We start from the raw sequence: 26986 nt of genomic DNA, 5'->3' as shown, positions 1-26986 counted from the left end.
CAATCGACAACTTGAAGAAAGCTTATTTCGAAAGGGTTTTCACATGGAAATAGCGGCCTTTGCGTATTATTTCCCAAGAAATTTGTCGAAAGAAATTTGGCTTTTTTTTCAAAAAAATATTATTCTATAGTGCGAATCATGACCTTTATAGCCTCCAATAAATCCCGATGTGACCATGAAGGCAGCTCTTTTTTTCCATCCAGCACCAATTCATGCGAGGCAGGGATATGAACAAATCCAACCGGCCTGTCCTGGCATTCATGCAGCACATACATCACATTATTACAAAGATACGTCCCAGCCGAATTCGAGATTCTCGCCGGAAAGCCGTTCTCATGGAGGGCATTGACGAATTTCCTTATTGGCAGTGTGGAAAAATAACCATCCGGACCATCCTCGATAATGGGAGCATCATTCAGCACGACACCATTGTTGTCCGGCGCGCCATCGCGGCAATTGATAGCGATTCGCTCTGGAGTAATCGTTGACCGCCCTGCTGCGAGCCCAAGGGAAAGCACCGCATCCGGGTTTTGTTCTTTGATTTCTTCTAGGATTCGTTTCCCCGCCTCCTGATAATCCACCGGCAACAGCAGCCCTTTAATTTGGTAGCTGCCAACGCAGGTGCAATCGAGTTCTTTTACAATTTTCTCAGTCGGATTGATTGGAAACTCCAAAAATGGCTCAAATCCTGTTAAAAGTAATGTCTTCATTTGCCGCGTTCCCCTCTTGTCTTTTTTCAAAATATTATATAATGGTCCTAGACTGTTTAGAAGGATTTTCCTGTCATTGAAGCACATATCTGCGCCGGACCGGGAACCATCCACCGAAAGGAACCAAAACCCATGACTCCATTTACCGAAAATGTAATCGAAATTATCCGAGGCATCCCTGCAGGAAAGGTTATGACCTATGGCCAGATCGCCCGCCTCGCTGGAAGCCCTAGGGCGGCCCGCCAAGTCGTGAGAATTCTCCACTCCATGAGCAAGAAACACCGCCTCCCCTGGCACCGTGTCATTAATGCGAAAGGCCAGATTGCCCTCCAAGAAGACGAAGCATACAACGAGCAGGTACTATCGTTGGAAGCGGAAGGAGTGGAGATTGGTTTAGGTGGTGTGATTGATTTGGAGAAGTTTCAGTGGATGGCTTAATTTGTATTTAGACCACTTCTACCTTACCCACCGCTCCTTTTTCTTCCCTCCTCAGTCACGTAGAATCCCTCTACGTTACCCGTCCCTCCTCTTTCTACCCTCTTCGGTCACGTAGAACCCTTCTACCTTACCCGTCGCTCCTTTTTCTTCCCTTTTCGGTCACGTAGAACCCCTCTACGTTACCCGTCGCTCCTCTTTCTACCCTCCTCGGTCACGTAGAACCCTTCTACCTTACCCGTCGCTCTTTTTTCTTCCCTCCTCGGTCACGTAGAACCCTTCTACCTTACCCACTCCTCTTCTCCACAACCATTTCAGGAACATAAACCCCTTCCCAAAAAAACTCAATAACCAAAACAACAAAAAACGCCCAGTCCCCCAGGCGCCTAAAAAACACTATTTCCAATTCACAAAAATATTTTTCACTTTTTTCACCGGCACCTGAGAACCGCCGCGATCTTGCACATTTTCCACCATCATCGCGACCATCAGGCTTGGCGTATTTGCGTTATAGGCGATAAACCAGCCATTCTCCGAACCCTTTTCCCCCTGCTTCTGCTTGATCTCAGCCGTGCCCGTTTTTCCAGAAAGCGGGTAATCAGCCATCTCAGCTGCATGCGCCGTTCCGCCCGCATCACCCACGATCTTCCGTAAATCTGCAGCAATCAGCCCCGCATGCTCACTAGAAACCGCTGCTTCCTTCCACACCTGTCCCTGCGCTTCATCCGCCAAAAGCGTCGGCTTAATCATATTGCCACCATTAACAAACGGAGTATAGGACGCCAGCAAATGCACAATATTCATCTGAATCTGTCCCTGCCCATAACCAGAGTCCGCCAGCGAAATCTCACTGTCCATTTTTCCAATCTGAGAAGTCTCGAGCGGATACGCGTACCCCATCTCCTCTTCAAACCCGAACTTCTTCAAGCCTTCCGCAAAGCTCTCCTTCCCCAGCTTCAACGTTGCCTGTGCGAAATAAATATTGTCCGAGAACACGAGCGCCTTTTCCAAATTAACCGGACTGCCTACATGGACCCGCGTCACAAAATAGCCGCCCCACGACTGATCCTTTTGCCACTTCGGACCAAGAATAGGAACCTGCTCATTGGGATTAATCGTCCCCTTCTCTAAGCCCACAGACGCCGTAATCGCCTTCATCACCGACCCCGGTGCATATAGTTGCTTAAACCGCGTCGTCAAAGGCTTTCGGGCATCCTCCTGCAACGCCTTCCACTCATCAGCCGAGAACCCAAGCGCCGCCTGGTTCGGATCAAACGACGGGCTGCTCACAAGTGCCAACGTCTCGCCCGTCATCGGATTCATTGCCGCAGCAGTCCCCGCTTCCCCATTCAGCTCATTGAAGGCCGACAGCTGCAACTCCGCATCAATCGTCAATTTCACACTCTGCCCATTCATCACCGGCTTTTCCGCGAGCACTTCCTCTCCGCCAGCCTTCTTCTTAATAAGAATCTTCACGCCGCTCGTGCCCTTCAACTTCTCATCCAGCACCTGCTCAAGGCCGCGCTTCCCAATCACATCTCCACTCGTATATCCCTTGTCCTTACGCTTCTCCAGCTCATCCGCCGTAATCGGCCCCACATAGCCAATTAGCTGCGCCGCCGCTTCCTTATACGGATAAATCCTCGCCCCCACCTTACGCGTCTGAACGGGCTCTAGCGCAACCAACTGCGCAATCCGTTCCTGGTCGTCCATCGACACCTTCTTCAGCGGAACAAACAGCCCCGGCTTCACCCAGCTAGCGCTAAGCACCTTCTGAATCTGTTCCGGCTGTATCTTCAACAGCGGCGCTATCTGCGCGAGAGTGGCCTCATCCGCCTTCCCAGCGACCACGCCGACCTCATACACCTGCCCATTCACAGCAAGTCCATTCCCATTGCGATCAAGGATCTCCCCCCGGGTCGGTGCCACCGTGCTCAAGCTAATCTTGTCGCCTTCCTTCATCTTTGGAAAAATGAACCCTGTATGCCAGTCTACAAACCAGTTTTTCTTATCGTCTCTTTCTTCCTTTTGTAACGTTGCTTGTTGGGTAAATTGAATAGTTCCTGCAATACTGCTCATTTTTGCGGTAAAAGAATACTGGGCTTGCTCTTTATCAGCCTGCTTATCTTCTTTCGGTTTTTTGAAGTTTATCTTGAGGTCTTTAATCTGAAGGTCTTTGTAGATTTTTTGATAGCGGGTTGTAAACTCATCTTTGGAAATTTTCTTCTTTGCATCGTTTGATAGATAATCATACATCTGATCAAACTTCTGCTTATTCCATAAAGCTATGTACTCCGAAAAACGATCCTGCGGTGTCGGCACCTTACTGCACCCAGCAAGCGCAGCAACAACCAGCAACACCACGACTAAGAATCCTGCCACTCTCCTCAAACCAATCCCTCCCTTTACACCCATTTTAACATAAATTGGATACCAAATGGGTGTCAGGCACCATTCGGGGACACTTGTCCACTACGAGAGGACACCCCACCCTTTTGTCCACCCCAGTTGGAAAGTGTCTTTCTGTGGTGCCTGACACCCCAAAATCTAGACAAAAAAAAGAGGAAAGTGATTCCCCTTCCCCTTTGGTCACATTCATTATTATGAATTTTTGTTTTGTGTAGAGTTCATTGATTCGTCGTCTGTTTTTTCGTCAGATGACTTGTCATCACCTGATTTTTTTTCATCGGTAGAGTTCGCAGGATCTTCTAATTTCTGCTCATCATCCTTGATTTGTGGACTATCGACTGAATCACTTGCATTGTCATCCGAAAGCTTTTCTTCCTGTAATGTCGTTAACGATTTTTCAAAATAATTCGTTGGGTTTACAGCAATACCGTCTTTACGAATTTCAAAATGTACATGGGTTCCAGCTTTTTCATTGAACAAGCTTTGTCCAGCCTTGGCAAGAACTTGTCCCTGTTTTACTTCTTCGCCAACCTTAACCTTAATGTCTTTAACTGATTGATATTGTGTTACAATACCTTTGTCGTGCTCTACTTCAATGACGTTTCCTAGGACGGCGTCTTCATCGACACGAGTAACGGTACCACTTAATGATGCAACAACATCAAATGTTTCGCCGTTTTTCATCGTGATATCGATCCCAGTGTTTGGCACATACGTATTATTGTAGAATACTAATGCTGCTTCCTGGTCTTCTGCTTTGCCTTGGAAATCATAGAATTTCATTTTTACGACTGCGTCATCAGCCTTTGCCACTGGCATCTTGAAGTTTTCCAACGGTTTGTTAACTTCAACAGCTGGTGTTTGATTCTTTTTACCAGCAAGATCAGTGGACTTATAATCGTATTTGTCTGTCGCACTATTGCTAGTTTGGAACCATAAAACTGCGGTCAGAATGATAGCTGCACTTGCGATATAGATGGCTGGAAATACCCAACGCTTTTTGAAAAAGCGTTTTACACTGGAACTTTGAGAAGATCGTTTGTTTTCTTCCTCTCTCATTTTCATCACCTCAGCAATCATTCTGAACAGATAAGTAGAATTATATACACGAAGCCAAAAAAATTTTTTAGAGTTATTTTTCGACAACCTTATTCTTTTTATGCATGAAGGGGAAAAATTTTTTTAATTAGGAGGAAAAAACATATGAAAGTGCTATTAAAATGGGGGTTACGTGCTTTACCCCTCGCATACATGGCCATCATCTGGATCCAATCCAGCCTGCCACCCGACCATTTCGTCGAGCTGCCAGACGCATCCCTTGACTCAACCATCAAGGAGTCCCTGCATTTAATAGAATTTGCTTTTTTTTATGTTTTACTAGTATTGGCCTTCTTAACACGCCGCAGCGCATTTACGCCATTCCTGAATATCGCCTGCGCCGTATTTGCCGCCATCTACGGAATCAGCGACGAAATCCACCAATCATTCGTACCCTACCGCTCAGCAACCCTATTCGACTTTGTCAAAGACATCACCGGAATCAGCGTGTGTTTTTACTTTGTCAGAGGGGCGTTGTTTACTGGGAGATTTCCGCGGCTGGGGAAAGTTTTGAAACGCTTATAACCATTCTGCTTTTGGAAAATAAATTCTGCCTTTTAAGGTGCCTTCTGAAGGTAAATCCAATTGCCTAAGGATTTTATTGGCCACTTTCGGGGACTTAATATGTAGAAATTTCCGCAGCTCGGAATTGGTAATCGAGGTCTTAATTAAGAGGAAATAATCTCGAATGGCTTGAATATGCGCGGTTTTTGAATGACAAGGGCAGTTCGGACAAGACCATTTGCCATACTTATAATTCATTGATAAAAAGCCGCACTCGGGACATTGAACGCCAGTGATGATGTCATGGGGAGTAAGCTGGAAGTGTTCTAGTATATCGAAAATTTCAGGTGTATCACTGGATAAAAGAAGTCGCTTCAGTTTACGTAAAGTCTTTGTGTCTACTATTTCCCTCTTCTCATAGTTGCTTATGAGAGTTATTTTATCCACCAAGCTTTCACTGTTACAGATATACCGCAGAATCTGTTCGTGACCAGACTCTGTTCGGATGACTGCCTTGTTATTACTATTTACAAAAAGATAATGGATAGGGAAATCCGGAGAATTGTGCTTTGCCAGCCACTTCTTTAATTTGCTCGCCTGTAACTTTGCTTGTAACACCGGATTCTTAATTCGTTCCTCTTTTTCAGGGGTCTTCATGGTGACCTGATTTAAATATTTTTCAAAAAGGTATGTTCCTTTCCTATTCTTCACTTCAAGTATCAGGCCAAATGCTGCACTAAGGAGCAAGTAGTCCATTTGAAAAAAGTATTTCCCTAGTGAAAGGCGAAGATTGTGGAAAATTAGATATTTTTCCTCGGGAAGCATACTCAAGTAGAATTCCAAAGACTTTTCTCCTTTGTACCCTGCCATCCATTTATGATATTCGTCAGCTAATTTGGGTCGAATCGGATGATTTGCATGAATCCTTCTCTCAAGCGCCTCATATTTTTTAATTCTCAACGAAACTTTGCATTCTTTCGCGATCAATTGCATCATTCCCTTCGTTTTTTGTTAAAAGTTCTCCTTTCTTTTGGGAAATCCTCCGCCAAAGGCTGACTCTTCTTGTCCATTTTGTGAAAATCACCCTTTTTTATAACCCCTGATTGGTACTGAGAACCGTTATCGGCCACTTTTTCGTGGATATCGGCCACTTTCTAAATTTATCGGCCACTTTCCACCTATTTTCGGCCACTACCAACAACTTATCGGCCACTCCCCCCAAAACTCAACCCTCAAATTAAGCTGAGCGACCTCCCCACATACTATTAAGAGACCCTAACCCTGTATCGTCCACTATGAACAAGGTATCAACCACACAAAAAAGCCAGGCCCCCTAGCCTGGCTCCCCACACACCAACTACTTCTGCGCCGTTATCGTCGCCATCAAACTATCCGCCGACGTAATCTCAACACCTTGGTAATAGTGCTTCACAATATCCTTATAATTCTTGCCTTCCTCCGCCATCCCGTTGGCTCCGTACTGACTCATCCCCACGCCGTGACCGAAGCCCTTCGTCGTGATTACAATATTCGCACCCTTCCGCTCCCAGGCGAAATCCGACGACCGGAGATCGAGCTTCTCGCGAATATCCTTCCCCGACAGCACTTTCCCACTAAAATCAACCTTCGCCACACGTTTACCCGTCGTGCGCTCCACAATCTTCCCAATCTGTGAACCTGCGCCCACCTTCACGCCCAGCTTCGCTTCAAACTCCTTTACAGTCATCACCTTTTGGCTGTTAAACTTCGGTGACTTCTTATCCCACGGGCTCGACACACTTTTTAAATACGGAATGTTCCCACCCCAATAATCCTCCGAATTCTCCGTGTACCCATTGCTTGTTGAGAAAAATGTAGCCTGAATCGCCTCTCCCTTATAAGTTAAAATCTGCCCAGCCGTCGAGCGGACCGCCTCAAGCACCTTCTTCATCTTCCAGTCATAATCCGTGCCCCACGCCCTTCTCAACTCCTCATCACTCTTGTAGACCTGGTGAATCACCGTATCCGTAACCTGCGCTCCTTTTGGCGCCCCTAGCGTATCCTTACTGACCAATCTCTTCACAATATACGTTCTCGCTGTGAGGGCCTGAGCCTTGAGCGCTTCCTCTTTAAAGTCAGCCGGCATCTCTGCTGCCACCACACCAACGAGGTAATCTTCTAAATTCACTTTCTCAATCTTTGATTTCGCGGAACGGAACACCGCTACTTCGACCGCCATATCCGCCGTAGAGGACGCCTGCGCCTCATTGTTCGAGGTCTTTTTCAATTCTTCACCTAATTTTCCGCTCGCCTTGTGTTCATCCGAGAACGGCAGGACAAGGACAGCAGGAACAACTAAAGTCAGGGCAATGAGAAGTGTCGCTAGTACGATGAGTGGTTTGATTTTTTTCATGAGTGTGCCTCCAGTTTGTCAAATTCACATCCGGCACATACCAGCCGGGTTGCGTCTCAATTCATCATATGGAAGCGGACAAGCATTTATTACACAAACTTTTTGAAAAATGAACTCCATCCCTGACTGCTAACAAGCTTCAAGCAGGAACACAAACCCTTCACCAAACCCAGCGTCCACCCCCCACACACAAATGTCCACGAACGGTATCTGCCACCACAACTACCACCTTGTCCATCCCACATAGACAAGTGTCTACGAAGGGTGCCTGAGACCACTCTACGCCTAAGCACAAAAAAACAGACCCTGATATCCATCAGGGTCCGTTGTCTTTGTTCAAATCATTATGCGTTCATGTCGGAGACGAATTTTTCCTCTGCGACGAAAATTTCATCTGCTTCTTTGACGCGTTCAATGTCAGCGCCAAGAGCCATTAGTTTACCGTGGAAGTTCACATAGCCGCGGTCTAAGTGCTTTAACTCAGTCACGCGAGTTACGCCATCTGACACTAAACCAGTTAAGATCAGCGCAGCTGCTGCACGAAGGTCCGTTGCTGCTACTTCTGCACCTTGTAAATTAGAAGGACCATTTAAAATAACGGAACGGCCTTCAATTTTGATATCCGCATTCATGCGACGGAACTCTTCTACGTGCATAAAACGGTTTTCAAATACCGTTTCCGTAATCATAGATGTACCATCCGCACGAAGCAATAATGCCATCATTTGGGACTGCATATCCGTTGGGAAACCAGGATGCGGCATCGTCTTGATGTCAACGGCCTTTAACTTGTCAGGACCGATTACACGTACGCCATCCTCTTCCTCGATGATTTCCACACCCATCTCTTCCATTTTTGCAATAAGAGAAGATAAGTGTTCCGGAACAGCACCCTTTACCAATACATTACCGCGAGTAATCGCAGAAGCTACCATGAAGGTACCTGCTTCGATACGGTCAGGAATAATGTTGTGGTCAGCACCAAATAGCACATCGACACCTTCAATACGAAGCGTGCCCGTACCTGCGCCTCTTACTTTAGCGCCCATTTTATTCAAGAAATTAGCCAGATCCACGATCTCTGGTTCTTTTGCGACGTTCTCAATGATGGTTGTACCCTGCGCAAGAGTGGCTGCCATCATGATGTTCTCTGTAGCACCAACACTTGGGAAATCCAAGTAAATCTTAGCTCCCTTTAAGCGGCCATCTACTTCCGCTTCGATAAAGCCATTTCCAACCTTCACCGTTGCACCCATGGCTTCAAAGCCCTTTAAGTGCTGGTCGATTGGACGAGATCCGATTGCACAGCCGCCAGGTAAAGCGACTCTTGCACGGCCGTTACGTGCTAATAAAGATCCCATGACTAGAACAGACGCGCGCATTTTACGAACATATTCGAATGGCGCCTCCACTTTCAACTCTCTGGATGCATCGACGACAACTGTATTGTTTTCGAAGACGACTTCAGCATTTAAGTTGCGTAAAACTTCATTAATTGTATATACATCGGAGAGTGTAGGTACATCACGTATCACACTTTTTCCATCACTTGCTAATAATGTTGCAGCGATAACAGGCAGAACGGCATTCTTTGCGCCTTCCACTTTCACCGTTCCTGTAAGCCTTTGTCCGCCGCGGACGATGATCTTTTCCAAGAGTATTCCCCTCCGCGTCCATTTTCTCTATATTAATATTCAATCGTTATGATGGGTGTGCCAACTACAAGGGTAGTCTTTCCGCCCAATCCTTCGGAGCGTATGCCAATTTGTAAATTCATGTTATCTCTTTGATCTTCTATGGAGCCAGTAAACATCGGCGAATTCGCCGAAACAGACATGAAAGTCTCCTCTTTTAACGCTTCGACTTCTGTTGCATGGAAATCTGACAGTAAATTCCTTACTGTTGTAGGTAAAGCCGTATCAATCTTATCACTGAAAACGCCTTTCATACAAGAAAAAACTGTAGGTTTTTCACGAAATATGTCGGATAGCCTACTTTTAAATTCCTTCGTAGTGAATTCGGCCGCTATCGCCTTATTCCACTCTTTTCCACTGACACTATAAACTATATACGCATTAACAGGTTGTTTTGTGTGGGTTGCCATAATTTGAAGCATTTCGTTGTGGTGTTTTGATGTTGGAGATACTGCTGTTACTTCCCATTTTTGGCTGGTATTTTTAATCGACCAATCCCAATTCGGGAACTTTTCCTGAAGTTTTTCGGCGTATTCCTTCACGTCCTGCTCACTTTGGATGCCGGTCATTTTTTCTCTTGCATAAAAAGACCATTCATCGAGCAAAATATGTTCTGCTTGAAAAACAGAACCGATTTTTGCCAAATCCTCTGCACCCGTCGGATTCACTTGGAAACGTGTTAAAGCACCGTACCCATTTGCTTCAGTTGTTTTGTACCCGAAAACAACCAGGGTCAAACTCAAAATTGTCATCATTGATAAAAAAAAGTTACGATATCTTTTCATCTCTCTACTCCCCCTTACTACCATTGTTACCAGGTAGCGGGTGAGCATACTTGGGAATTGTCGTCACATTTAGACAAGTTCTAAAACTTCCCTGAAAAATGAGACAAGTTCCTAAGTGAGACAACCTTAGCTTTCCACATAAAGATGATTGTACTCAAAATATCGACAAATGGGAACATGTATGAAGACCTAAATTTTTACCAATTGGGCTGTACACAAATAGTATTTCTATCATATTTTTCCAAACGCAGCTAATTATTGAAGATTAACGGCAGTTGCCTTGACCATTGGAGATAATCCAGGAAAAAGTTACTAACAGACGACCCGATGAAAATGGCTAATAATATGTAGAGAAGCCGCGCTTGAAACACATGGTTCGGCTTGATCAGCTTATCTAAGCGAATAGACTGCAGGGCCCACCATACTAAGGCGATGAACACCAAATGTGACAGGATGCTGACTAACGCTACTTGCCCAAAATCATTTATCATTCTGCTACCCCCTTTTTTCACACAAAGATAATTCTAACATATAGACGAAGGAAAGATATAACAGTTTCTACTTTTTTAAAAATCCTTTTTAAATGTGTCTAAAATGTGAAAAACAAACTAACTGCCTAAATTCCGTTCATACTTCTTTTAACGGGATTTAGGCAGCTAGTTTGGTGTTAGATTCATTAATTTACGCTTCATTCCATACTCGATGTAGGTTTAATGGGACATACACTCGTTCTCCTTGAATCTCACGGTGAATGATTGGTGTTTCGAAATGCTGCTCCAGGTTGTGGTCTGATCGTACTTTACGACGTGCGCGCTCACGGGCTCCTACTAATTTCTCCAAGCTTAAATTTGAAAATTTCATCTTAATCCTCTCCTTTGTTTTATTCCTATAAAATGGCCTGTTGATTTCCTCTTCAACCAACAGAGTTTAAAAAGTATCAATTTTCTCCATTAACCCATCTTTTAAATATTAGGGAATCGATAGGAAACAAAAGACCCACACTTTTGCTTCCTATCATATGTTCAACTCATGCAGATTTGGATGCTACAACAACTACTCGGCCGTAATCCATCTCTTTCTCATAACGCTCAGCTTCTTCCTGTGACAGGCCTAGTGACTCCAGCTTCGAGCGCAATTCATCTCCACGTGAACGAAACACATTGGCCATCCTTTCAAACAAGCCTTGTTCGGCGACACCCACATCGTTAAGGTCCAATCCGTCCGCCAGATGCTCCGAGCGGTTTTTATCATGTGCCAATAAATAAATGTCATCCTTTGTAAACCCTTGTGTCATTAAATGTTCAATTTCCTGCTTTGCTTGTACACCATTTTCAACGACTTTTACTGTTTCCATAGTAGTCTCCTCCTTGTGATTTGTTGGAGCTGCCTTGTTCACCAGCAGCTTGTCGTTCTACTTGCTATATAACCGCATCCTGAAAAAATGAAACCTATTATTCTAAAAATTTTTGCATGGTTACAAATGAATCGACCGTGGGTATATACCTAATAGATTTTACAGACGAGCTATATGCTTCAATCTAAATGGAGGTGTATTTAATATGAGGAAACTTTTATGCAAAAACTGTGGGAACGCCGAATTTTACGTCATTAATATGAATGAAACACTGTGTAAGTGCGGTTGTCGCTTATCGAAGCTCAGCGATTATCGCTGGGAGGAATCGAAGAAATGGAAAGAGATCTATCACGCAGAGCAAAAGCGGCAAACTGAATTGATTTTTAAGATTAGTTTATTAAAGAGGAAAATCGACACTTGCCTGGATGAACGCAATCTGGAGGGCTTCAACAAGTTCACCTCAGAATTAAAAGCCTGCCAGAAAGCATTAAAAACGGGCGCCACTCCCCCGGCTGCACGCTTGCGTGAGAGAGTGCAACATAATAGAGATATCGTCTAAAAAAAAATCTAAAATTGTTGGTTTAAGGTCCGCCACGGCGGGTATTTAATAACCAGAGTTACTTACTTTAAAATTTTGAAAGGAGAGAAATCATATGGGATTTATTTGGGCATTAATTATCGGAGGAATTATTGGTTGGTTTGCTGGACTTATTTTGGGGCGTGACCTGCCAGGAGGTATCATTGGAAATATTATTGCAGGATTCATTGGTGCATGGTTAGGATCCTTCCTACTAGGAAGCTGGGGTCCTGAAGTCGGAGGCTTTTTCATCATTCCGGCTCTCATCGGTGCAATAATCCTGGTATTCATTGTCAGCTTTATTCTAAAAAGCATGAAACGCACTGCGTAATCCAAGCTTTATTGGTTCAACAACAACATCCCCCCTACCTAATATATAGTAAGAGACTGCAAGCTAAGCTGCAGTCTCTTTTTTTTGCCTATTTGCATTTTGTTAGAACGTTACGCGGTTTTGTTTTTTACATTAACTGTGTCTTTTTTGCCCATTCTTCTGAAGTAAGGTACTACCCAACGGTCTAAACCAATTTTACCAGCGTTGTAGCCAGCAGTTAAGATGATGAAGCCAAGGAAAATGTCTCTAGGGTTGTGAGATACTGTACCTGCTAAGAAGAAGCTGAAGTTCATCACGAGACCAAAGAACATGGCAGTTGTTGTTAAGCAGCCTAAGATTAAGCCTAAACCGATTAGTGTTTCGCCCCAAGGAACAAGAACGTTGAAGACATCGACATTTGGAAGAGCAATGTGTTTCAAGAAGTCTACGTACCAACCAAAGACGACTGCGCCATCTGGGCCTTTTACTGGATTGGCGATCGCTCCTTTTAAGAAGCCAGCAGCATCGAATCCACCAGTTAATTTATGAAATCCTGCTGTAAACCAAGAGTAACCGAGATATAAACGAAGGACAGTTAAAATCACAGAGGCAATTTTGTTTTCCCTTAAAAATTTGTTAAACATAAATGATTCCTTCTTTCAAAGTTTGTTATGTTCTTTACACTTACAATATATTACTTTTTCACTTAAAAAACATGGCTATATTGATAAGTTCACAGTTTGTTAGAAATGTTATGGCAAAGCTATGAACGAGTGGATTTGGTCGATAAAAAGCCCTGCTTTTTGCAAGGACACGTTCGTAAAACCTTGCTTCGTAACCCGAGGCTATCCTTCCCACCTGGTTCGGACTCGTAAAACCACTCTACGAACCCTTTTAATGGATTTTCCTTTCACTTCAGTCGCATAGAACCTCTCTACGCGACCTTTCGATGAATTTTCCTTTCCATTCGGTCGCATAGACCCCCTCTACGCCACCTTTTGCTTTCCTTTCCTCGGGCATCGGGCTCGTAGACCCTTCCTGCGTACCCAATACCCATGGCTATCCGACAGAATAAAAAAACGCCCCAATAAATGGCGCGTTCGTACACGTTTATCTTCTTTTCTTTTTAGATGGATCCAGGGCCGCTTGTTTGTTTTTGTTGACCTTTTCTAAGACTACCTGCACTTGGATGTTTTTCTCATCCACATTGGTTACTTTGGCCACCGTCCCTTTTCGTCCCTTAATCTTGATGGCTTCTCCTTCTTCCGGCACACGCCTGAGCAACTGCGTCAATAACACATTTTTGTTTTCTAAAAAATGAACAGCAAACATGATCGAATCACCTATTTTCTTTAGAATTACCCTCTACCTAAAAATATTAGATTCGACTCACATTTAGACCTCAAAATCACAGCACGCCGGAAAACAACCGGGCGAAACTTTCTTTGAATTTAACAGTAGCCTTTCGTTTGTAAAACTCGACGGGGCGGACGCGGCAGCTGTCTTTGATGTCCTCCTCAAAGTGGTCCACGAGCTCGCCAATGGAGTCCGCTCCGGTTAAAAACAAATTGACCTCGAAATTCAATTGGAAGCTGCGCATATCGAAGTTGGCTGTCCCAATCGAAGCCAAGTCGCCGTCGACAATAAGAACTTTTTTATGAAGAAATCCTTTTTGATAGGAATAGATTTCGATTCCTGCACGCAGCAGTTCCGGAAAGTAGGACTGGGTGGCGTATTGCGTAAGAAACCCGTCGTTTTTCTCAGGAACCATCAACCGAACTTGGATACCTTTCCGGGCGGCGATCCGGAGCGCTGTTTGAATAGACGGGCTCGGAACGAAGTACGGGGTCGCAATCCAGATGGATTCGGTGGCCGAGGAGATCATGGCGTAGTAGTGGTCGCTCATGTCACGTGTTTCGGGACCTGTTGCGACGACATGGACCAGTCCATCACCGTCGACTGGTTTCGGCTGCAAATAGTGTTCATTTTCAAAAAGATGTTCGCCTGAGGCATAGAGCCAGTCCAGTAAAAAGACGGCATGTAAGGTTTGGACGGCATCGCCTTCGAGTTTGACGTGGGTGTCGCACCAAAAGCCGAATTGGTCGTTTTCGCCAAGGTATTCGATACCCACGTTGAGCCCGCCGACGAAGCCTACTTTTCCGTCGATGATGATGATTTTGCGATGATTCCGGAAGTTGAACTTTTGGTTGATGAAGCCTGCTTGGATCGGTAAGAACGGGTGGAGCTGGATGCCGGCATCCGCCATGATTTTCAGGTCGGCGTTAGAAAGGGAGAAGCTGCCGACTGCATCGTACATGAGGCGTACGGTTACGCCTTCCCGGACTTTTTCGGTTAAGATGTCGATCAGTTCTTTTCCCAAGCGGTCATAGCGAAAAATGTAATATTGGATATGGATAAAGTCCGTAGCCTGCTGGAGCGCCTGTTTGATCTCTTCGAAGGTTTCGTTCCCATTTCTCAGCATTTTTGTTCGCGAGTGTTGATTCCAACTGGTTAAGGTCACCCGCTCTAGATAATTGGCAAAGCTGCGCTGGTGTTCGTTCAGACCTGACATGACGGCCTGGTCCACTCCTGGTGCAGCTACCCCGCGCGTTTGCTTGTTGAGTTCTTCAAATAATTCCCGGTCGAGGCTGCGCTTTCTCTTGAACAGCTCTCCTTTATGTACTAGCTGGCCGGAGTAGACGTAAAAGATGTAGCCTAAGATTGGCAGGAAAATGAGGATATACATCCATAGGAGTGTATTCTGGGCAGGGCGGTTTTCGAGCCACAGCGAGATGACCGTTTTTACGATCATGATCCCATACAAGGTGATACAAAGCGCTTTCCATGAAAAAGGAACATTGGTGCCAAGCGCCACATATCCGAACGCCAGCATCATAAGCACATACACAAATTCGACCCTAAGTTTTTTCATACGAGTTTCTCCCTGCATCTTTTTCACTATAAAATACCCGTACCGCGTGAAATGAAACCACTCGCAGGCATGGGGCAGGTTTAACTGGCGGATAGCTGGCCTCAATTGGCGGATGGTACCTTTCAACTGGCGGATAACCCCCCCCAACTGGCGCATAGCATCTCCCAATTGGCGGATGCACTTTCAACTGGCGGATAGCATCTCCCAACTGGCGGATAACACAACTCAATTGGCGGACGACCTTCACCTGACTGATCACGAGTGCTTCACCAACACAAAAAGCCAGGCCTTAGCCTGGCCCCAGTATCTTCCTTTCAAATTCTGTGTTGATCACCTCTTGAAGTACCTTTAAAATTACCCTTTTTATATGAATTCCTTTCTTACTCGTCACTTTCGTTGACTTACTCGTCAAAAATATGATTTCCTCGTCGATTTTCTATTTCACTCGTCAAACTTCACACTTTACTCGTCAATCTCCCCATTTTACTCGCCAACTACTAAACCACACCCACAACTCTATAAAAACAAGGACTGTGGAGCGAAACAAAAAAGCCGACCACACTATTTTTTGGGTTAAAATAGCTGGCCGACCATGAAGGTAGCGTCGTCTTTTCCTGACGTTGTATATATTTTTAGGTGGTTCGACATGTCTTCGAGTGATTCGAACCGGGTGAGCTCCTGCTTGATCGATGGAAGATGGATTCCATCGGTATGGAGCATAAATTTGGAATTGGGTTCATAGGGAAAGGTCTCGATGCGATACGTTTGCGGCTTACCGGATAAAAAGCCGGTGACGGGAATGGGATAAATATAGAGTCCTGAAGGAAGATAGAAGACAAATTGAATGTTGCCTACCGAGCAGAAGGTGACTTCCTTCTTCTTAAAATCAGCTTTTAAAATTGATACGGTGGCGCCTCTTTTCATCTTCAGGGCCTGGTTACAGTAATCCATTAACAACTCGACCTCTTCATGATGATGTTCTTTGACCACTTCCATGACCGCATCCGATGACTTATTGGCATGTAGGCCGCTTCCTAGCCCATCCGCTACTGAACAGATGAAATACTCATCAGTTGCCTTCATGAAAAAGCTGTCGCCATTAAAGCTGTTTCCTTCTTTTTGAACTTGAAAGGCACGGGCGTGTACAAAGGAATTGGCTTCAATTTCAAGCATTGGTTACCCCTGAATACGCATCCTTGGTGAGTGCCTTACGCAATTTATCAATCGCCTTTTTTTGCAGCCTTGATACGTGCATTTGTGAAATTCCCAATAACTCACCTGTTTCCTTTTGGCTCTTATTTTCAATAAACGTCCAGTGGATAATTTCCCTCTCGCGCTCTGATAGCACATGGAGGACGCTTTGCAGCAGCATTCGCTGGTCTACCTTTTCATACCCTTCTTCTCTCGATCCCATTATATCCAGCGCTGTCACGGTGCTTCCCTCGGACCCCGTTTCAATAGGCTGGTCGACAGAGACGGATTGATAGCTTTTTCCCATTTCCATGGCTTCTAGCACTTCTTCCTCACTTACATTTAAGTAATCAGCAATTTCCTGAATTTTTGGTGAGCGCTGATATAGATTGGTCAGCTCGTCCACCACAGTTTTTAGCTTTGGCCATAATTCCTTCACGCGTCTTGGCACATGAACGCTCCAAGTTTTATCGCGGAGGAATCGCTTGATTTCTCCGATCACGGTCGGAATTAAAAACGACTCGAATGATCTGCCGACATCCGGCTCATAGCGTTTGATCGCGCCTAAAAGTCCAATCATCCCTACCTGCATGATATCTTCATGAAAATCTCTGCCCTTTGAATATTTGTGGGCCAGACTGCCAACAAGTGCCGTGTAATTTTCCACTAAGATTTCCTGTGCGTCAGAATCTCCGGTTTCCTGCACTTGGAGGATGAGCGCATCAATTTCTTCCTTACTGCGCTTCATGGTTCGAGATGGCTTGGTCATGAATTTCACGCTCCCCACTTACATTCTTCACCATGAAGACTGTTACACCTGATTGATTCGAAACACGGACCTCGTCCATGAGCGTCTCTATCAAAAATAGACCTAACCCTCCCTCTGCCAGTTCATCGATTGTACTTGACTTTGTGTATGGGCCTAGTTCTTTTTTCGTTTGGATAAAATTAAAGCTTTTTCCATTGTCTGCAACCATCATCTCTAACTTATCCGCGTAAATCCCAAAGCCAACAATAATTTCGCCGCCTTCATCACCATGGTACGCATGCTGAACAGCGTTCGTTGTGGCTTCACTGATGGCAATCTTGATGTCTTCAATTTCCTCGTATGTAAAACCCATACGGCTTGCAATTCCCGATATCGTCAAACGGATTACACCTACATAATCAGGTTTTGCTGGAATCTTCATTTCAATATAATCCATCACTTGGTTCATAACCCCCACCTCTTATCTTTGAAATAGTTTTGACCCTACCTGTTTTTTTAGTTGGACGAAATTGTCATAATGTTGCTTAAACCGGTAATTTCAAAAAGACGTTTCAGCCGATCTGATAAGTCCACAAGTTTCATTTCCCCATCATTTTTCTTCAGCTGTTTGAATAACCCGACAAACACTCCGAGTCCGGTACTATCTAAATAGGAGACATCTTTCAAACTGATGATAATCGTTTGGTTTTCTTTTTCGGCTAAAGGCATGATTTCTTCGCGAAGCTTCGGTGCTGTGAACGCATCGATTTCTCCCGATATTGACACGATTATTTCCTCATTATTGTGATGTGTATCTATTAGTAGATTCATAATTATTCTCACCTCAGGAATATTTATTTTTTAAATACCCGCCTTTTTGATAGTCTAAACATTTCTTTTTAAAATTTTCTGCTCTGTTAACATAGCTGTTGATTTCCGCTCCAGGCACGAGCGGTTCGTGGGTGTTTCGGCGAGCCTACTCGGCCCTTAGGCCTGCGGGGTCTCCCCTGAACCATACTCCCACAGGACATTGAAATGCATCTTGAATCCGCCCAAGCACGAAGGAAATGCGATAGCATTTTCGAGGAGTCTTCGTGCCTTCCGCTCCAATCAACCCTGCTCTTTACAAAGCCTTCTTTTTAAAATAATGAGGGTGAAATCGTCCCTGATTTCAAAATTCTGAATTCTTTCTAGTTCGCGGTATATTTTTTCTACTATTTCCTGTGCTGGTCGTTCTTTATTTTCGTAGAGTAGGTCTGTGATGACAGAGCGTTCGATAAAGCCTTCTTCTGTTCGTGATTCGGTTACACCGTCGGATAGCAGGACAACCATATCTCCGACATCGACTTGTTTTTCCACCGGCTGATAGGCCGCATCCGGGTCGACCCCTAATACTAGTCCTTTTGCGTGTAAATCGGTAAAGGTATTGGCAGATGAATCGTAAAAAATACCTGGTTCATGTCCTGCAGATGCATATGTAAAGTTATGTTGCTCTGTATTGTATACGCCGTAGGTCATGGTAATAAACATGCTCGAATCGACGTTATGTTCAACCACTCTATTTAGGTTTTCCAGCACAAATTCCGGATGCTCACGCGATTCTGGTAAACTATCCATCGCATACTTAATCATCGACATACAAAGAGCAGCAGGTATACCTTTGCCAATCACATCTGCAATGGCCACACTCATCAGCTTCTGATCCTGCACAAAGCGGTAAAAATCTCCGTTCATCTGCTTAGCAGGTACACTGATGGCTCCGATGTCTACTTCATCTATTTGGGGAATTTGCGTTTCTAAGATCGTATCTTGAACACTTGCGGCAATCTCAATTTCTGATTTCATTTGCAGCTGTTGGTCCCTGAGGCTTTGATGTTCCTGATAGGCTAAGCCATATTCCATCATGACCTCCAGGAGAAAGTCGTAAGAAGATACCACCTCTTGCGGAAGGTCGGGGAAGAGGCTTTTCATTGCATTGCAATGAGCATGAATGATTTCTTCAGGGGAGATTTGCTGTTCGATTGCTTTTCGACTAAATTTATGCCCTTGATATAAGGCTACTTCGGTTGATTCTTTTAGATAGCTGTGAAGTATTCCACGATACTTTTCTTCAAAAATATCTTTGAAATCCATTGCCTCTCATCCTCCTAGCGAAGCCATTTCACCACCTGAATATTGGTTCCTTCCCCGACAGTGGATGTGATCATAAATTCATCCATTAACCGCTTAACGCCTGGTAACCCTGCCCCCAAACCACCAGATGTGGTAAAACCGTCTTCCATTACTTTTCTAATATCATGTATGCCCGGACCACTGTCCGATGCAATTACTTTTAAGCCACTTTTACCTAATTCAGTAATGCGCTCGATTTCGATTTCGCCTGTTCCAGCGTACAGATAAATATTGCGGGCCAGTTCCGAAATCGCTGTTGTGATCCTTGCTTGGTCAACCGAACCGAAACCAAGTTCCTTTGCAACGTTTCTCCCAAGCTGACGCGCTGCAACGATATCCCATTCGGTTATAATTTTCACACAGGATTCGTTCTCCATGCTTTACTCCCCCAACTCCCGCTGTAACGTTTCTAAGCCTTTTTCTAAATCCAGTGCCGTTTGCACATCTCTGAGGTGTATCCCTAGTTCGACTAGTGTGATTGCAACAGCTGGCTGGATGCCAGTCAACACCACTTTTGCGCCCATTAGATGGGACATACTGACCACATCGCCAAGTACTTTGGCAATAAAGGAGTCAATTACGTCCACAGAGGTTAAATCAATAACAACGCCGCCCACACCTGTTTCGTGAATCTTGGAAAGAAGATCTTCCTGGAACTGCAGGGCTGTTTGGTCGTCCAACTCCCATTGAATGGAGATCAGCAGGCAATTATACAATTTTAAAATAGGAATTCTTCCGTTCATTTTTTATTCCTCCACTGAGACGATTTTGCGATTTGTCATTTCTAATGCTGCGGCGACTCCTTTTTGCAGGCTGCTTTTCGTCACAACCTGATCGAGGTTAATGCCTAGGTTCACAATTGTTTGCGCGATTTCTGGACGAATACCGACAATTAAACACTTCGCACCAACCAATCGGACTGCCTCTGATGCTTGAATAATATGATGGGCAACCATCGTATCCACTACTGGCACACCGGTAATATCGATTAACACGACTTGTGCATGATGCTTGACGACACCTTGCAATAGGTTTTCCATAATGCGCTTGGCTCTTTCCGTATCGATGGTTCCTACCAGCGGCATAACTGTAATATTGTCAAAAATCGGAATCAGTGGTGCAGACAATTCTTGAAGGGCAATTTTTTGCAGTGAAACCGTTCTTTGCCATGATGCTGCATAATGATTAAGGACATCTTTGTTGATCGGCGTCACCCATTTATCAAACGCCCAGCCAAACTCAATCTGTTCCTTTTCTTCTGCTTGTCCTACCATGCGGAAAAACACAATTTTTGAGAATTCCATTAAGCTGTCCATAATAAAATTAAGAGTCCAGCCTAATTGGACCAGCTTTTGGGAAAAATCTCTGATTTTGTTTTTCGCTGCCATTTGGTCTTGATTAATTAAATGATTTACTAAAATATTAATATATTCATCTGCTACATTTGAATAGACTTGATCGGTGATGACAGTAGAGAGTTTCTGCTCATCCATCGCGCTCATTTTCTCTACCCACTCTTGTAAAATTTCTCCACGGTTGGTTTGAATATATTGAATCATGCGAGTTGCGTTCTCCATCTTTACTCTCCCATCCTACCTTTTTTTTCCTAAAGATGTTATTTAGTATTATACCAGTATATACTATCAAAAAAATCTCTACAATGAACTAGGACTAAAGTCTTATTAGCTGGTCAATTTTTGTCCCTCATTTAAAAAACGAACCTCGCTTTTTCCCTTTTAATAAGTCTCCGGTCCAGCCTTTGACCTTTAAATAAGCATAAAGGAGTATGGTTGAGATGACAATCAGACCGATAGATAGAGGATAGCCCCAGCGCCATTCGAGCTCCGGCATATGCTTGAAGTTCATGCCCCACAAGGCTCCGAAGGCCATGATCGGCGTAAAAACGGTAGTAATGACCGTTAAGGTTTTCGTAATCTCGTTTCCACGATGGGAAGAAATCACTTCCTCTAGGTTGATAATCGAATCTAGTTCATGTTCATATTCTTGAATGAGAGTCAAGGCGCGCTCAATCCGTTTACAGGTCATTGGGAAAATTTTTCCCTCACTGCCTTCATGGAGGTTGACTTCCTCGATTGCCATTTTTAACTCTTTGACTGGAATTAAGAGACTCTTCCATACTAGCAGCTCGTGTCTGCGCATATAGACGAGTTCGAGAATGCCGGTTTCGTTTCGTTTACGAATACTCCAAATCAGCGTTTTCAGATCCTCTTCAAACTGGTCGATCTCCACCAGCATTTCGTTGATCCATTCAGCGATAAACAGCATGAAGCCTTCAACAGCATTGCTGGTTTGGGCAATTTGACGGTGCAGAAGCTTGGTTTCGATCTGTCTCAAGTTGTTGTAGTCAAGGTCAATCGTAATCCACCGGTCGGTCGTGACATAAAAATGAAAGAGTTTCACGTCGCGTTCGTCTGTAAAGCTTTGCTGATAAATGAGCGAGCCTTTAACGACCTTTTTTCCGTCGGGAGTAATGCTTACCCTGAGGGAGTTGGTCTTGTTCTTTTGGATTTGCCGAAGCCAGTCTGTGCTTTCACATTCAAGGAAGGGAAGGATGTCCTCTGTTTCACCTTGAGTGGCTTGAATCCAGGTCCAATCTTCTGATGCTTGATAGGTTTTCATGAGGGTCTCCTTTGCCACGATTTTTTGTGGATATTGTTCCCTTTTTTAAGTTGTTTGAAACTTTTATGTTTGAGATTGGATATAGCGGGTATACAAGGTTCAAATAGAATAAACGATTGGTTGTAGTTATATACAGTGTTACATGATTTGTTGGAATGAATTTTTGAACCAGATTTTTCAAGGAGGGATTTGTTATGAAACAAACGTTTGGTATGAAATCATTAGTAGCGGTGGGGGTTGGAGCTTCTGCAGCGATGTGGTTAACGTCTAAACCGAACCGAGTAAAGGCAGAAACTATCCTCAGGGAGTGGAAGCGAAAGCTGATTCCGACTGTTTATGAAAAAAGCGAACAGCTTCCGATTGAAAAAGGCGCACACCCACATCCACACGATGTCGAAGATAACAACATGGTAAGCGAAGGAGCTATGTACTCCGTCCAATTCTATAACGAAAAAATGCAATAAAGATCTTTTGGGGACAGTCCCCCGCCGCTTTAAAGCGGTGGGGGACTGTCCCCAAATTGAGGTGGAAATATGGTTCTCTTCTTTTTGCTAATTTATTTCGTGATTATTACTGCGGTCATTGAGATTTTTGTAGTGTTGTTTCGGTTAACGGGGTTGAAGGTGGAGGTATCCCGGTTTCAGGTCATTTCGATGATGACAGGAACGGGTTTTACGACCGGTGAGTCTGAGCTCATTCTCGGTCACCCGATCCGGCGTAAACTCGCTATTTTTCTTATTCTGTTTGGCGCCTTCTCTCTCGCAGTCATTATCTCGTCCATCAGCCAATTCCTTTCAGAGGGACTCCGAACGAAGGAAATCATCACTGTAGCAGTTGGAACCCTGCTGGTTTTTGTTGTGCTCAAGTTGGCCTGGATCCAGCGGGTTATATCCAAGGTATTTAACCGGAAAATGAAACAGAACGTGGCGCTCGCTGATATGCCTGTAAGGGATGTATTTCTATCCTCTAAAAAGGATGCCGTATTGAATCTTCCTATCTATCATGAATCGTCGCTTCATAACCGCACGATCCATGATGTCATCCCAGAATATCAAGGAATGGATTTCGGGATCCTCTTTATCCAGCGCGGCGGAATGAAATTGAGGAAAAACGTCTACGGGACGGTGCTCCATGAAGGCGATCAGCTGCTATTATACGGGGATAAAAAAGTACTGTGGTCTGTTTTTGAACATGATTGGAAGGTTTCAGAAGAGAAGCGGCAGGACGAAGGAGAATGAGATACTAATATTAATAGAAGAAATTTGGTTCAGGTTCAGGATTGTTCCAAAACCCCCCCATTATAGAAGTAGTTAATTTCTACTTCTATAATGGGGGTTCATTTACGTTGTTCATGCTATTCTTAAATACAAAATATGATACCCATCCACTTCCTCCACGGTAAACACATAGCCGTCGGCTTCGACACTGGCTCCCAACTCGACTTCTCCGTTTTGTTTTAAAAACCAGCCGCCGATTGTCTCGACGCCATCTTCAGATAAATCCGTTCCGAGTAAATCATTTACTTCATTAATACTTATCTTGGCATCCACCACAAAATTATTTCCCGGAAATTCTCTCACAGCGGCCACTTCTTCCGTATCAAACTCATCTCTAACCTCGCCAACGATTTCCTCGAGGATATCCTCGACAGTTACTAATCCTGATGTCCCACCGTATTCATCCATCAAAATGGCCATGTGAGCACGTTCCGTTTGCATCTTCACCAACAAATCATGAATCGGAATCGTCTCAATCGCCCGGATCACTGGCTGGATAATCGAGGATATGTTCCACTCCTGTCCCTTTCTCAAGATGGAAGCTGTTAAAAACTTTTTCACGTTTAACACACCAATAATATGGTCCTTATCCCCTTCCATCACTGGATAGCGCGTGAATTTTTCCCTTTTTACCGTTGCAAGCACCTCAGAGAGATGTGCGTCTGCAGAAATACAGGACATCTCCGTCCTCGGAACCATGATCTCCTTGGCCATCCGCTCATCAAACTCAAATATATTGTTCACGAAGGTCCACTCATTTTCATTGATTTCCCCACTTTTAAAGCTCTCAGACAAGAGAATCCGCAGCTCTTCCTCCGAATGTGCCATCTCATGTTCGGACACAGGCTTTAAACCGACGATTCTTGTCAGTAGCCGGGCCGAGTTGTTCAACAACCAGATAAAAGGATACATGATTTTGTAAAACCAAATGATGGGTGTAGCAAATAACAGGGTAATCGTCTCCGCCTTTTGGATCGCTGCGGTCTTCGGTGCCAATTCTCCTGCTACCACATGCAAAAAGGTCACAAGCGCAAAAGCGATTCCTAACGATACAATATGTGTAAGGGATTTGTTCAAATGGAGGGCTGCGATCATGGGATGAAGGAGTTTTTCTACGGTCGGCTCCCCTAACCAACCCAGTCCTAACGCTGTCACAGTAATCCCCAGCTGACAAGCAGATAAATACTCATCCAAATGGGATACCACTCTTTTCGCCGCTTCCGCTCCCTTCTTCCCTTCCGAAAGCAACTGCTCAATTCTTGACGTCCGAACCTTCACAATCGCAAACTCAATTGCCACAAAAAACCCCGTCAAAGCAATCAATAAAGCAACAGCAAGCAAATTAACCAACATCAAAAGGCATACCTCCTTTTAAATAATTTGGGGTCAGTCCCCCACTGCTGTACAGCAGTGGGGGACTGACCCCGCTTAACGATTTATTCCTCGATTTTTTGGTCTAGTTTGCGTAGATATTTTGCTGCGAATTCTTTTCCTCCGATACCGAAGGCTAGTCCAAATGCGAGGGCCAGTCCGCCTAGGACGAGGATGAAGGCTGCATTAACAATACTATGTGCGACACCAAGCTGATCTAGTGCCATAAAAATAGTGATCGTAAAGACTGCATACTTTGCTACCGCCGCTAGTGTGCGTGAGTAGGTATTTTTCAACACGTTTTGAAGGATTCTTTCTACTAAATGTCCCACATATAAACCTACTCCCAAGATCACTAGAGCCGCTACTAGCATTGGCAGGTATGCCAACACGCCAGTTGCCAGTGTCACTAAGAAGTCTAAATGAACAATTTGCAATGCTTCCACTGTGAATAACAGAACTACTACGATTTTCGCCAGCAATCCTACCAACTGTGATAGGGACGTCTTTGAAGCATCCGGTGTTAATGAGCCGACGCCCATCTTATGAAATACTCCATCAAAGCGTACGCGCCACAGCATTTGAGTGACGATTTTCTCGACCACTTTACCAAGCCAAATTCCTGCTAAAATCAACATCACGGCCACAGCGATATTTGGAATCATCGACAAGACCGAACGAAGCATGCTAATCGCCGGATCCGAAACGCCCTTCAAGTCTAGTTTTTCTAAAGCAGTGATGATCGTAGGCAGAAGAATTAAGATAAACGCGATATTTCCAATGATATTCGAAAGACTAGCACGTCCATCCGCCGATTGGTCCAAGCCCAATCGCTTTCCTAACTTTTCCACACCTGCATTTGTTAAAAGACTCGTTAAAATATCACGAACAATCTTAGCCATTAACCAACCGATAAATAGAATCAATGCGGCTGCAAATAATTTCGGGATAAAGGCTAGAATGACAGAAAGTGTTTGTGCGAAAGGCTTAGAGATGCCTTCCATATCCAATGCACCTAATACCGCTGGTAAAAATAATAAGAGAACAAAGTAGAAAATGACTTTCGAAATGCTGTTCACCTTATTTACTGCATCCAACTCACCTTTTGCCAGGTCACGCTTTGCTAAATGTCGTTCTAAATTAAAGCGTGTCGCCGCTCTTTTGAAAAGATTGGACAACAGATACGCAACCACCCAGGCAAACAATAGAATAAGTGCTGCTTTTAATAGATTAGGAATTGCTGCTGTAATGGTTGATAGCATTTGAACGAACGGTGTAGCAATGAAGCTTAAGCTCAGCATATTGAAGAAAATCGTCCAAACGACTACTAATAAAAGATAGTAAACTATTTTCCCAATAATCACTTCGGATGAATATTTTCGCTTGCCGAACTTCGAAAACAGTTTATCATCGAAACTGGTCTTCCTTAAGGCTGCTTCTACGCCTCGGCCAATCCACTTGGCAATCAGCCAACCCACTAATAGCACGAGTAATGCCATGATTAAATTGGGAAGGTCTTGAAAGTATGAGGACCAGCCCATCATCATCTCATTTGCGTTCATATATCCTCTCTCCTTTTCGTATCAAACTCGAATCTTGTTCTGCTCTCTGTATTACCCCGTCTCTCTTCATTCAAACCCACAATCTAGCAAACTGACTTTTTAAAAAAATGCATTTAATGAAGGGAAAATTTTTTCAAAAAAGAGAGGTTTTTGATTGTGTTTTCGCTGGGAATATAGTCACCAACACAGCGAAACACAAAAACAAAGGAGGAGTTTACATGATTACCAAGAGGCGAAGAAATCTAGTTGCGGGTGGTTTGGCTGTCCTGCTTACATTCGGCTTAGCCGGATGCGGCGACGGTGTCGATCAGGATAATGGTATCAGCGATGGCGAGCAAAAGGATGCAATCGATAAGGATACCAAGAAGGAAGCCGATACCTCCTTCAAGGATGCGAAGGAAAACTTAAAAGAAGCGAAAGAGGATATTGAAAAAGAATTGAAAGATAAAGGCGTCGGTGACGGTGTCGACCAGGATAATGGTATCAGCGATGGCGAAAAGAAGGACCAACCTGACAACCTATAAAACGTTTAGATAACCAAAATTATGTTTAATACCATACCAATATTGGTATTTAAAATACTAACTAAAAAACAAGGAGGACGACAAAATGAATAAAGACCAAGTAAAAGGAAACTTAGAGCAGGCTAAAGGTGAAGCGAAGGAAAAATGGGGCAAACTAACGGACGACCACTCCACTGAAATGGATGGCAAAATGGATAAGGCCAAAGGAAAAGTAAGAGAAGGCTATGGCGATGTGAAGGATGAGTTGTCGTAAACACAAACGTTCAATAGAGCAAAAAAGGCGACAGATACTTGTCGCCTT

The 26986-nt window shown here is 44.1% G+C and carries 32 protein-coding genes; 8 read left to right on the top strand and 24 right to left on the bottom strand.

The features are described from left to right. Positions 1 to 119: 119 nt before the first annotated feature. The gene (locus QE429_RS02470) at positions 120 to 710 is read right to left on the bottom strand and encodes a pyroglutamyl-peptidase I (RefSeq protein WP_307283631.1); all 591 of its coding nucleotides are present in this window, start codon (positions 708 to 710) and stop codon (positions 120 to 122) included. Between the two features lie 132 nt (positions 711 to 842). Between QE429_RS02470 and QE429_RS02465 the strand changes: the two genes are divergently transcribed. After that, entirely contained in the window at positions 843 to 1148 is a 306-nt protein-coding gene (locus tag QE429_RS02465) for an MGMT family protein (RefSeq protein WP_307283628.1), read from the top strand. Positions 1149 to 1541: 393 nt separating this feature from the next. On the opposite strand, the gene QE429_RS02460 is transcribed toward QE429_RS02465, so the two are convergent. After that, complete coding sequence (locus QE429_RS02460; RefSeq protein ID WP_307290712.1) at positions 1542 to 3527, bottom strand: penicillin-binding transpeptidase domain-containing protein; 1986 nt, start codon at positions 3525 to 3527, stop codon at positions 1542 to 1544. 219 nt (positions 3528 to 3746) lie between these two features. Beyond that, positions 3747 to 4613, bottom strand: coding sequence for a stage II sporulation protein SpoIIQ (gene spoIIQ / locus QE429_RS02455; RefSeq protein WP_307283626.1), 867 nt, complete (start codon positions 4611 to 4613; stop codon positions 3747 to 3749). A gap of 144 nt (positions 4614 to 4757) precedes the next feature. Between spoIIQ and QE429_RS02450 the strand changes: the two genes are divergently transcribed. Further along, positions 4758 to 5177 carry a VanZ family protein gene (locus QE429_RS02450; protein ID WP_307283625.1) on the top strand — a complete coding sequence of 140 codons (420 nt, stop codon included), beginning with the start codon at positions 4758 to 4760 and terminating at the stop codon, positions 5175 to 5177. Here the strand turns inward: QE429_RS02450 and QE429_RS02445 are convergent. From QE429_RS02445 to QE429_RS02415, 7 genes are all read right to left on the bottom strand, one after another. Continuing rightward, complete coding sequence (locus tag QE429_RS02445; RefSeq protein WP_307283622.1) at positions 5172 to 6152, bottom strand: nuclease-related domain-containing protein; 981 nt, start codon at positions 6150 to 6152, stop codon at positions 5172 to 5174. The two genes, QE429_RS02450 and QE429_RS02445, sit on opposite strands and share 6 nt — an antisense overlap. 361 nt (positions 6153 to 6513) lie before the next feature. Continuing rightward, on the bottom strand, positions 6514 to 7548 hold the full coding sequence (gene spoIID / locus QE429_RS02440) for a stage II sporulation protein D (RefSeq protein ID WP_307283621.1): 1035 nt from the start codon (positions 7546 to 7548) through the stop codon (positions 6514 to 6516). Positions 7549 to 7892: 344 nt separating this feature from the next. Beyond that, complete coding sequence (gene murA / locus QE429_RS02435) at positions 7893 to 9203, bottom strand: UDP-N-acetylglucosamine 1-carboxyvinyltransferase (protein WP_307283618.1); 1311 nt, start codon at positions 9201 to 9203, stop codon at positions 7893 to 7895. A 32-nt stretch (positions 9204 to 9235) separates the two neighbouring features. Further along, positions 9236 to 10027: a YwmB family TATA-box binding protein gene (locus QE429_RS02430; protein ID WP_307283616.1), complete on the bottom strand. Its 792-nt coding sequence runs from the start codon at positions 10025 to 10027 to the stop codon at positions 9236 to 9238. Positions 10028 to 10278: 251 nt separating this feature from the next. After that, entirely contained in the window at positions 10279 to 10518 is a 240-nt protein-coding gene (locus QE429_RS02425; RefSeq protein ID WP_307283613.1) for a DUF1146 family protein, read from the bottom strand. A 190-nt stretch (positions 10519 to 10708) separates the two neighbouring features. After that, positions 10709 to 10888: a hypothetical protein gene (locus QE429_RS02420; RefSeq protein ID WP_307283610.1), complete on the bottom strand. Its 180-nt coding sequence runs from the start codon at positions 10886 to 10888 to the stop codon at positions 10709 to 10711. 166 nt (positions 10889 to 11054) lie between these two features. Further along, complete coding sequence (locus QE429_RS02415; RefSeq protein WP_307283608.1) at positions 11055 to 11381, bottom strand: YflT domain-containing protein; 327 nt, start codon at positions 11379 to 11381, stop codon at positions 11055 to 11057. 205 nt (positions 11382 to 11586) lie between these two features. Between QE429_RS02415 and QE429_RS02410 the strand changes: the two genes are divergently transcribed. Both QE429_RS02410 and QE429_RS02405 read left to right on the top strand, forming a co-directional pair. Continuing rightward, positions 11587 to 11940, top strand: coding sequence for a hypothetical protein (locus tag QE429_RS02410; RefSeq protein ID WP_307283604.1), 354 nt, complete (start codon positions 11587 to 11589; stop codon positions 11938 to 11940). 94 nt (positions 11941 to 12034) lie between these two features. Continuing rightward, on the top strand, positions 12035 to 12289 hold the full coding sequence (locus tag QE429_RS02405) for a GlsB/YeaQ/YmgE family stress response membrane protein (RefSeq protein ID WP_307283600.1): 255 nt from the start codon (positions 12035 to 12037) through the stop codon (positions 12287 to 12289). A 110-nt stretch (positions 12290 to 12399) separates the two neighbouring features. Here QE429_RS02405 and QE429_RS02400 read toward each other — a convergent pair whose 3' ends face one another. The 12 genes from QE429_RS02400 to QE429_RS02345 form a co-directional block, all read right to left on the bottom strand. Then, positions 12400 to 12912: a DoxX family protein gene (locus tag QE429_RS02400; protein ID WP_307283598.1), complete on the bottom strand. Its 513-nt coding sequence runs from the start codon at positions 12910 to 12912 to the stop codon at positions 12400 to 12402. A gap of 466 nt (positions 12913 to 13378) precedes the next feature. Further along, positions 13379 to 13600 carry a hypothetical protein gene (locus tag QE429_RS02395; protein ID WP_307283595.1) on the bottom strand — a complete coding sequence of 74 codons (222 nt, stop codon included), beginning with the start codon at positions 13598 to 13600 and terminating at the stop codon, positions 13379 to 13381. Positions 13601 to 13676: 76 nt separating this feature from the next. Then, a complete protein-coding gene (gene cls / locus QE429_RS02390) occupies positions 13677 to 15200 on the bottom strand; it encodes a cardiolipin synthase (protein ID WP_307283592.1) in 1524 nt (507 codons plus the stop codon). Between the two features lie 573 nt (positions 15201 to 15773). Beyond that, positions 15774 to 16373 (bottom strand): PP2C family serine/threonine-protein phosphatase, encoded by a 600-nt coding sequence (locus QE429_RS02385; protein WP_307283591.1) that lies wholly within the window; start codon positions 16371 to 16373, stop codon positions 15774 to 15776. Further along, complete coding sequence (gene sigB, locus QE429_RS02380; protein WP_307283588.1) at positions 16366 to 17160, bottom strand: RNA polymerase sigma factor SigB; 795 nt, start codon at positions 17158 to 17160, stop codon at positions 16366 to 16368. Before sigB ends, QE429_RS02385 begins: the two co-directional genes overlap by 8 nt. Next, the gene (rsbW, locus tag QE429_RS02375; RefSeq protein ID WP_307283585.1) at positions 17126 to 17608 is read right to left on the bottom strand and encodes an anti-sigma B factor RsbW; all 483 of its coding nucleotides are present in this window, start codon (positions 17606 to 17608) and stop codon (positions 17126 to 17128) included. The genes sigB and rsbW overlap by 35 nt, the downstream gene beginning before the upstream one ends. A 47-nt stretch (positions 17609 to 17655) precedes the next feature. Then, entirely contained in the window at positions 17656 to 17970 is a 315-nt protein-coding gene (locus QE429_RS02370) for an anti-sigma factor antagonist (protein WP_307283583.1), read from the bottom strand. Positions 17971 to 18249: 279 nt separating this feature from the next. Beyond that, on the bottom strand, positions 18250 to 19272 hold the full coding sequence (locus QE429_RS02365) for a PP2C family protein-serine/threonine phosphatase (protein WP_307283580.1): 1023 nt from the start codon (positions 19270 to 19272) through the stop codon (positions 18250 to 18252). Between the two features lie 14 nt (positions 19273 to 19286). Further along, positions 19287 to 19688, bottom strand: a complete 402-nt coding sequence (locus QE429_RS02360) for an anti-sigma regulatory factor (protein WP_307283577.1) — start codon at positions 19686 to 19688, stop codon at positions 19287 to 19289. Positions 19689 to 19691: 3 nt separating this feature from the next. Further along, the gene (locus QE429_RS02355) at positions 19692 to 20054 is read right to left on the bottom strand and encodes an STAS domain-containing protein (RefSeq protein WP_307283574.1); all 363 of its coding nucleotides are present in this window, start codon (positions 20052 to 20054) and stop codon (positions 19692 to 19694) included. A 3-nt stretch (positions 20055 to 20057) separates the two neighbouring features. Continuing rightward, a complete protein-coding gene (locus QE429_RS02350; protein ID WP_307283571.1) occupies positions 20058 to 20888 on the bottom strand; it encodes an STAS domain-containing protein in 831 nt (276 codons plus the stop codon). 127 nt (positions 20889 to 21015) lie between these two features. Next, complete coding sequence (locus tag QE429_RS02345; protein ID WP_307283567.1) at positions 21016 to 21951, bottom strand: magnesium transporter CorA family protein; 936 nt, start codon at positions 21949 to 21951, stop codon at positions 21016 to 21018. Between the two features lie 194 nt (positions 21952 to 22145). Between QE429_RS02345 and QE429_RS02340 the strand changes: the two genes are divergently transcribed. Then, positions 22146 to 22415 carry a hypothetical protein gene (locus QE429_RS02340; protein ID WP_307283564.1) on the top strand — a complete coding sequence of 90 codons (270 nt, stop codon included), beginning with the start codon at positions 22146 to 22148 and terminating at the stop codon, positions 22413 to 22415. 69 nt (positions 22416 to 22484) lie between these two features. Further along, on the top strand, positions 22485 to 23189 hold the full coding sequence (locus QE429_RS02335; protein ID WP_307283562.1) for a hypothetical protein: 705 nt from the start codon (positions 22485 to 22487) through the stop codon (positions 23187 to 23189). 111 nt (positions 23190 to 23300) lie between these two features. On the opposite strand, the gene QE429_RS02330 is transcribed toward QE429_RS02335, so the two are convergent. Together QE429_RS02330 and QE429_RS02325 are read right to left on the bottom strand one after the other, a co-directional pair. Further along, on the bottom strand, positions 23301 to 24584 hold the full coding sequence (locus QE429_RS02330) for a hemolysin family protein (RefSeq protein ID WP_373463172.1): 1284 nt from the start codon (positions 24582 to 24584) through the stop codon (positions 23301 to 23303). 80 nt (positions 24585 to 24664) lie between these two features. Beyond that, positions 24665 to 26161, bottom strand: coding sequence for a mechanosensitive ion channel (locus QE429_RS02325; RefSeq protein WP_307283560.1), 1497 nt, complete (start codon positions 26159 to 26161; stop codon positions 24665 to 24667). A 218-nt stretch (positions 26162 to 26379) separates the two neighbouring features. Between QE429_RS02325 and QE429_RS02320 the strand changes: the two genes are divergently transcribed. Both QE429_RS02320 and QE429_RS02315 read left to right on the top strand, forming a co-directional pair. Next, on the top strand, positions 26380 to 26685 hold the full coding sequence (locus QE429_RS02320) for a hypothetical protein (protein WP_307283559.1): 306 nt from the start codon (positions 26380 to 26382) through the stop codon (positions 26683 to 26685). Positions 26686 to 26770: 85 nt separating this feature from the next. After that, positions 26771 to 26938, top strand: a complete 168-nt coding sequence (locus QE429_RS02315; RefSeq protein ID WP_307283556.1) for a CsbD family protein — start codon at positions 26771 to 26773, stop codon at positions 26936 to 26938. Positions 26939 to 26986 lie beyond the last annotated feature (48 nt).

This window comes from Bacillus sp. SORGH_AS_0510 (assembly GCF_030818775.1).
GTDB lineage: Bacteria > Bacillota > Bacilli > Bacillales > Cytobacillaceae > Neobacillus.
The sequence above is the reverse complement of the archived record's forward strand: the minus strand, read 5'-3'. Positions and strand labels throughout refer to the sequence as shown.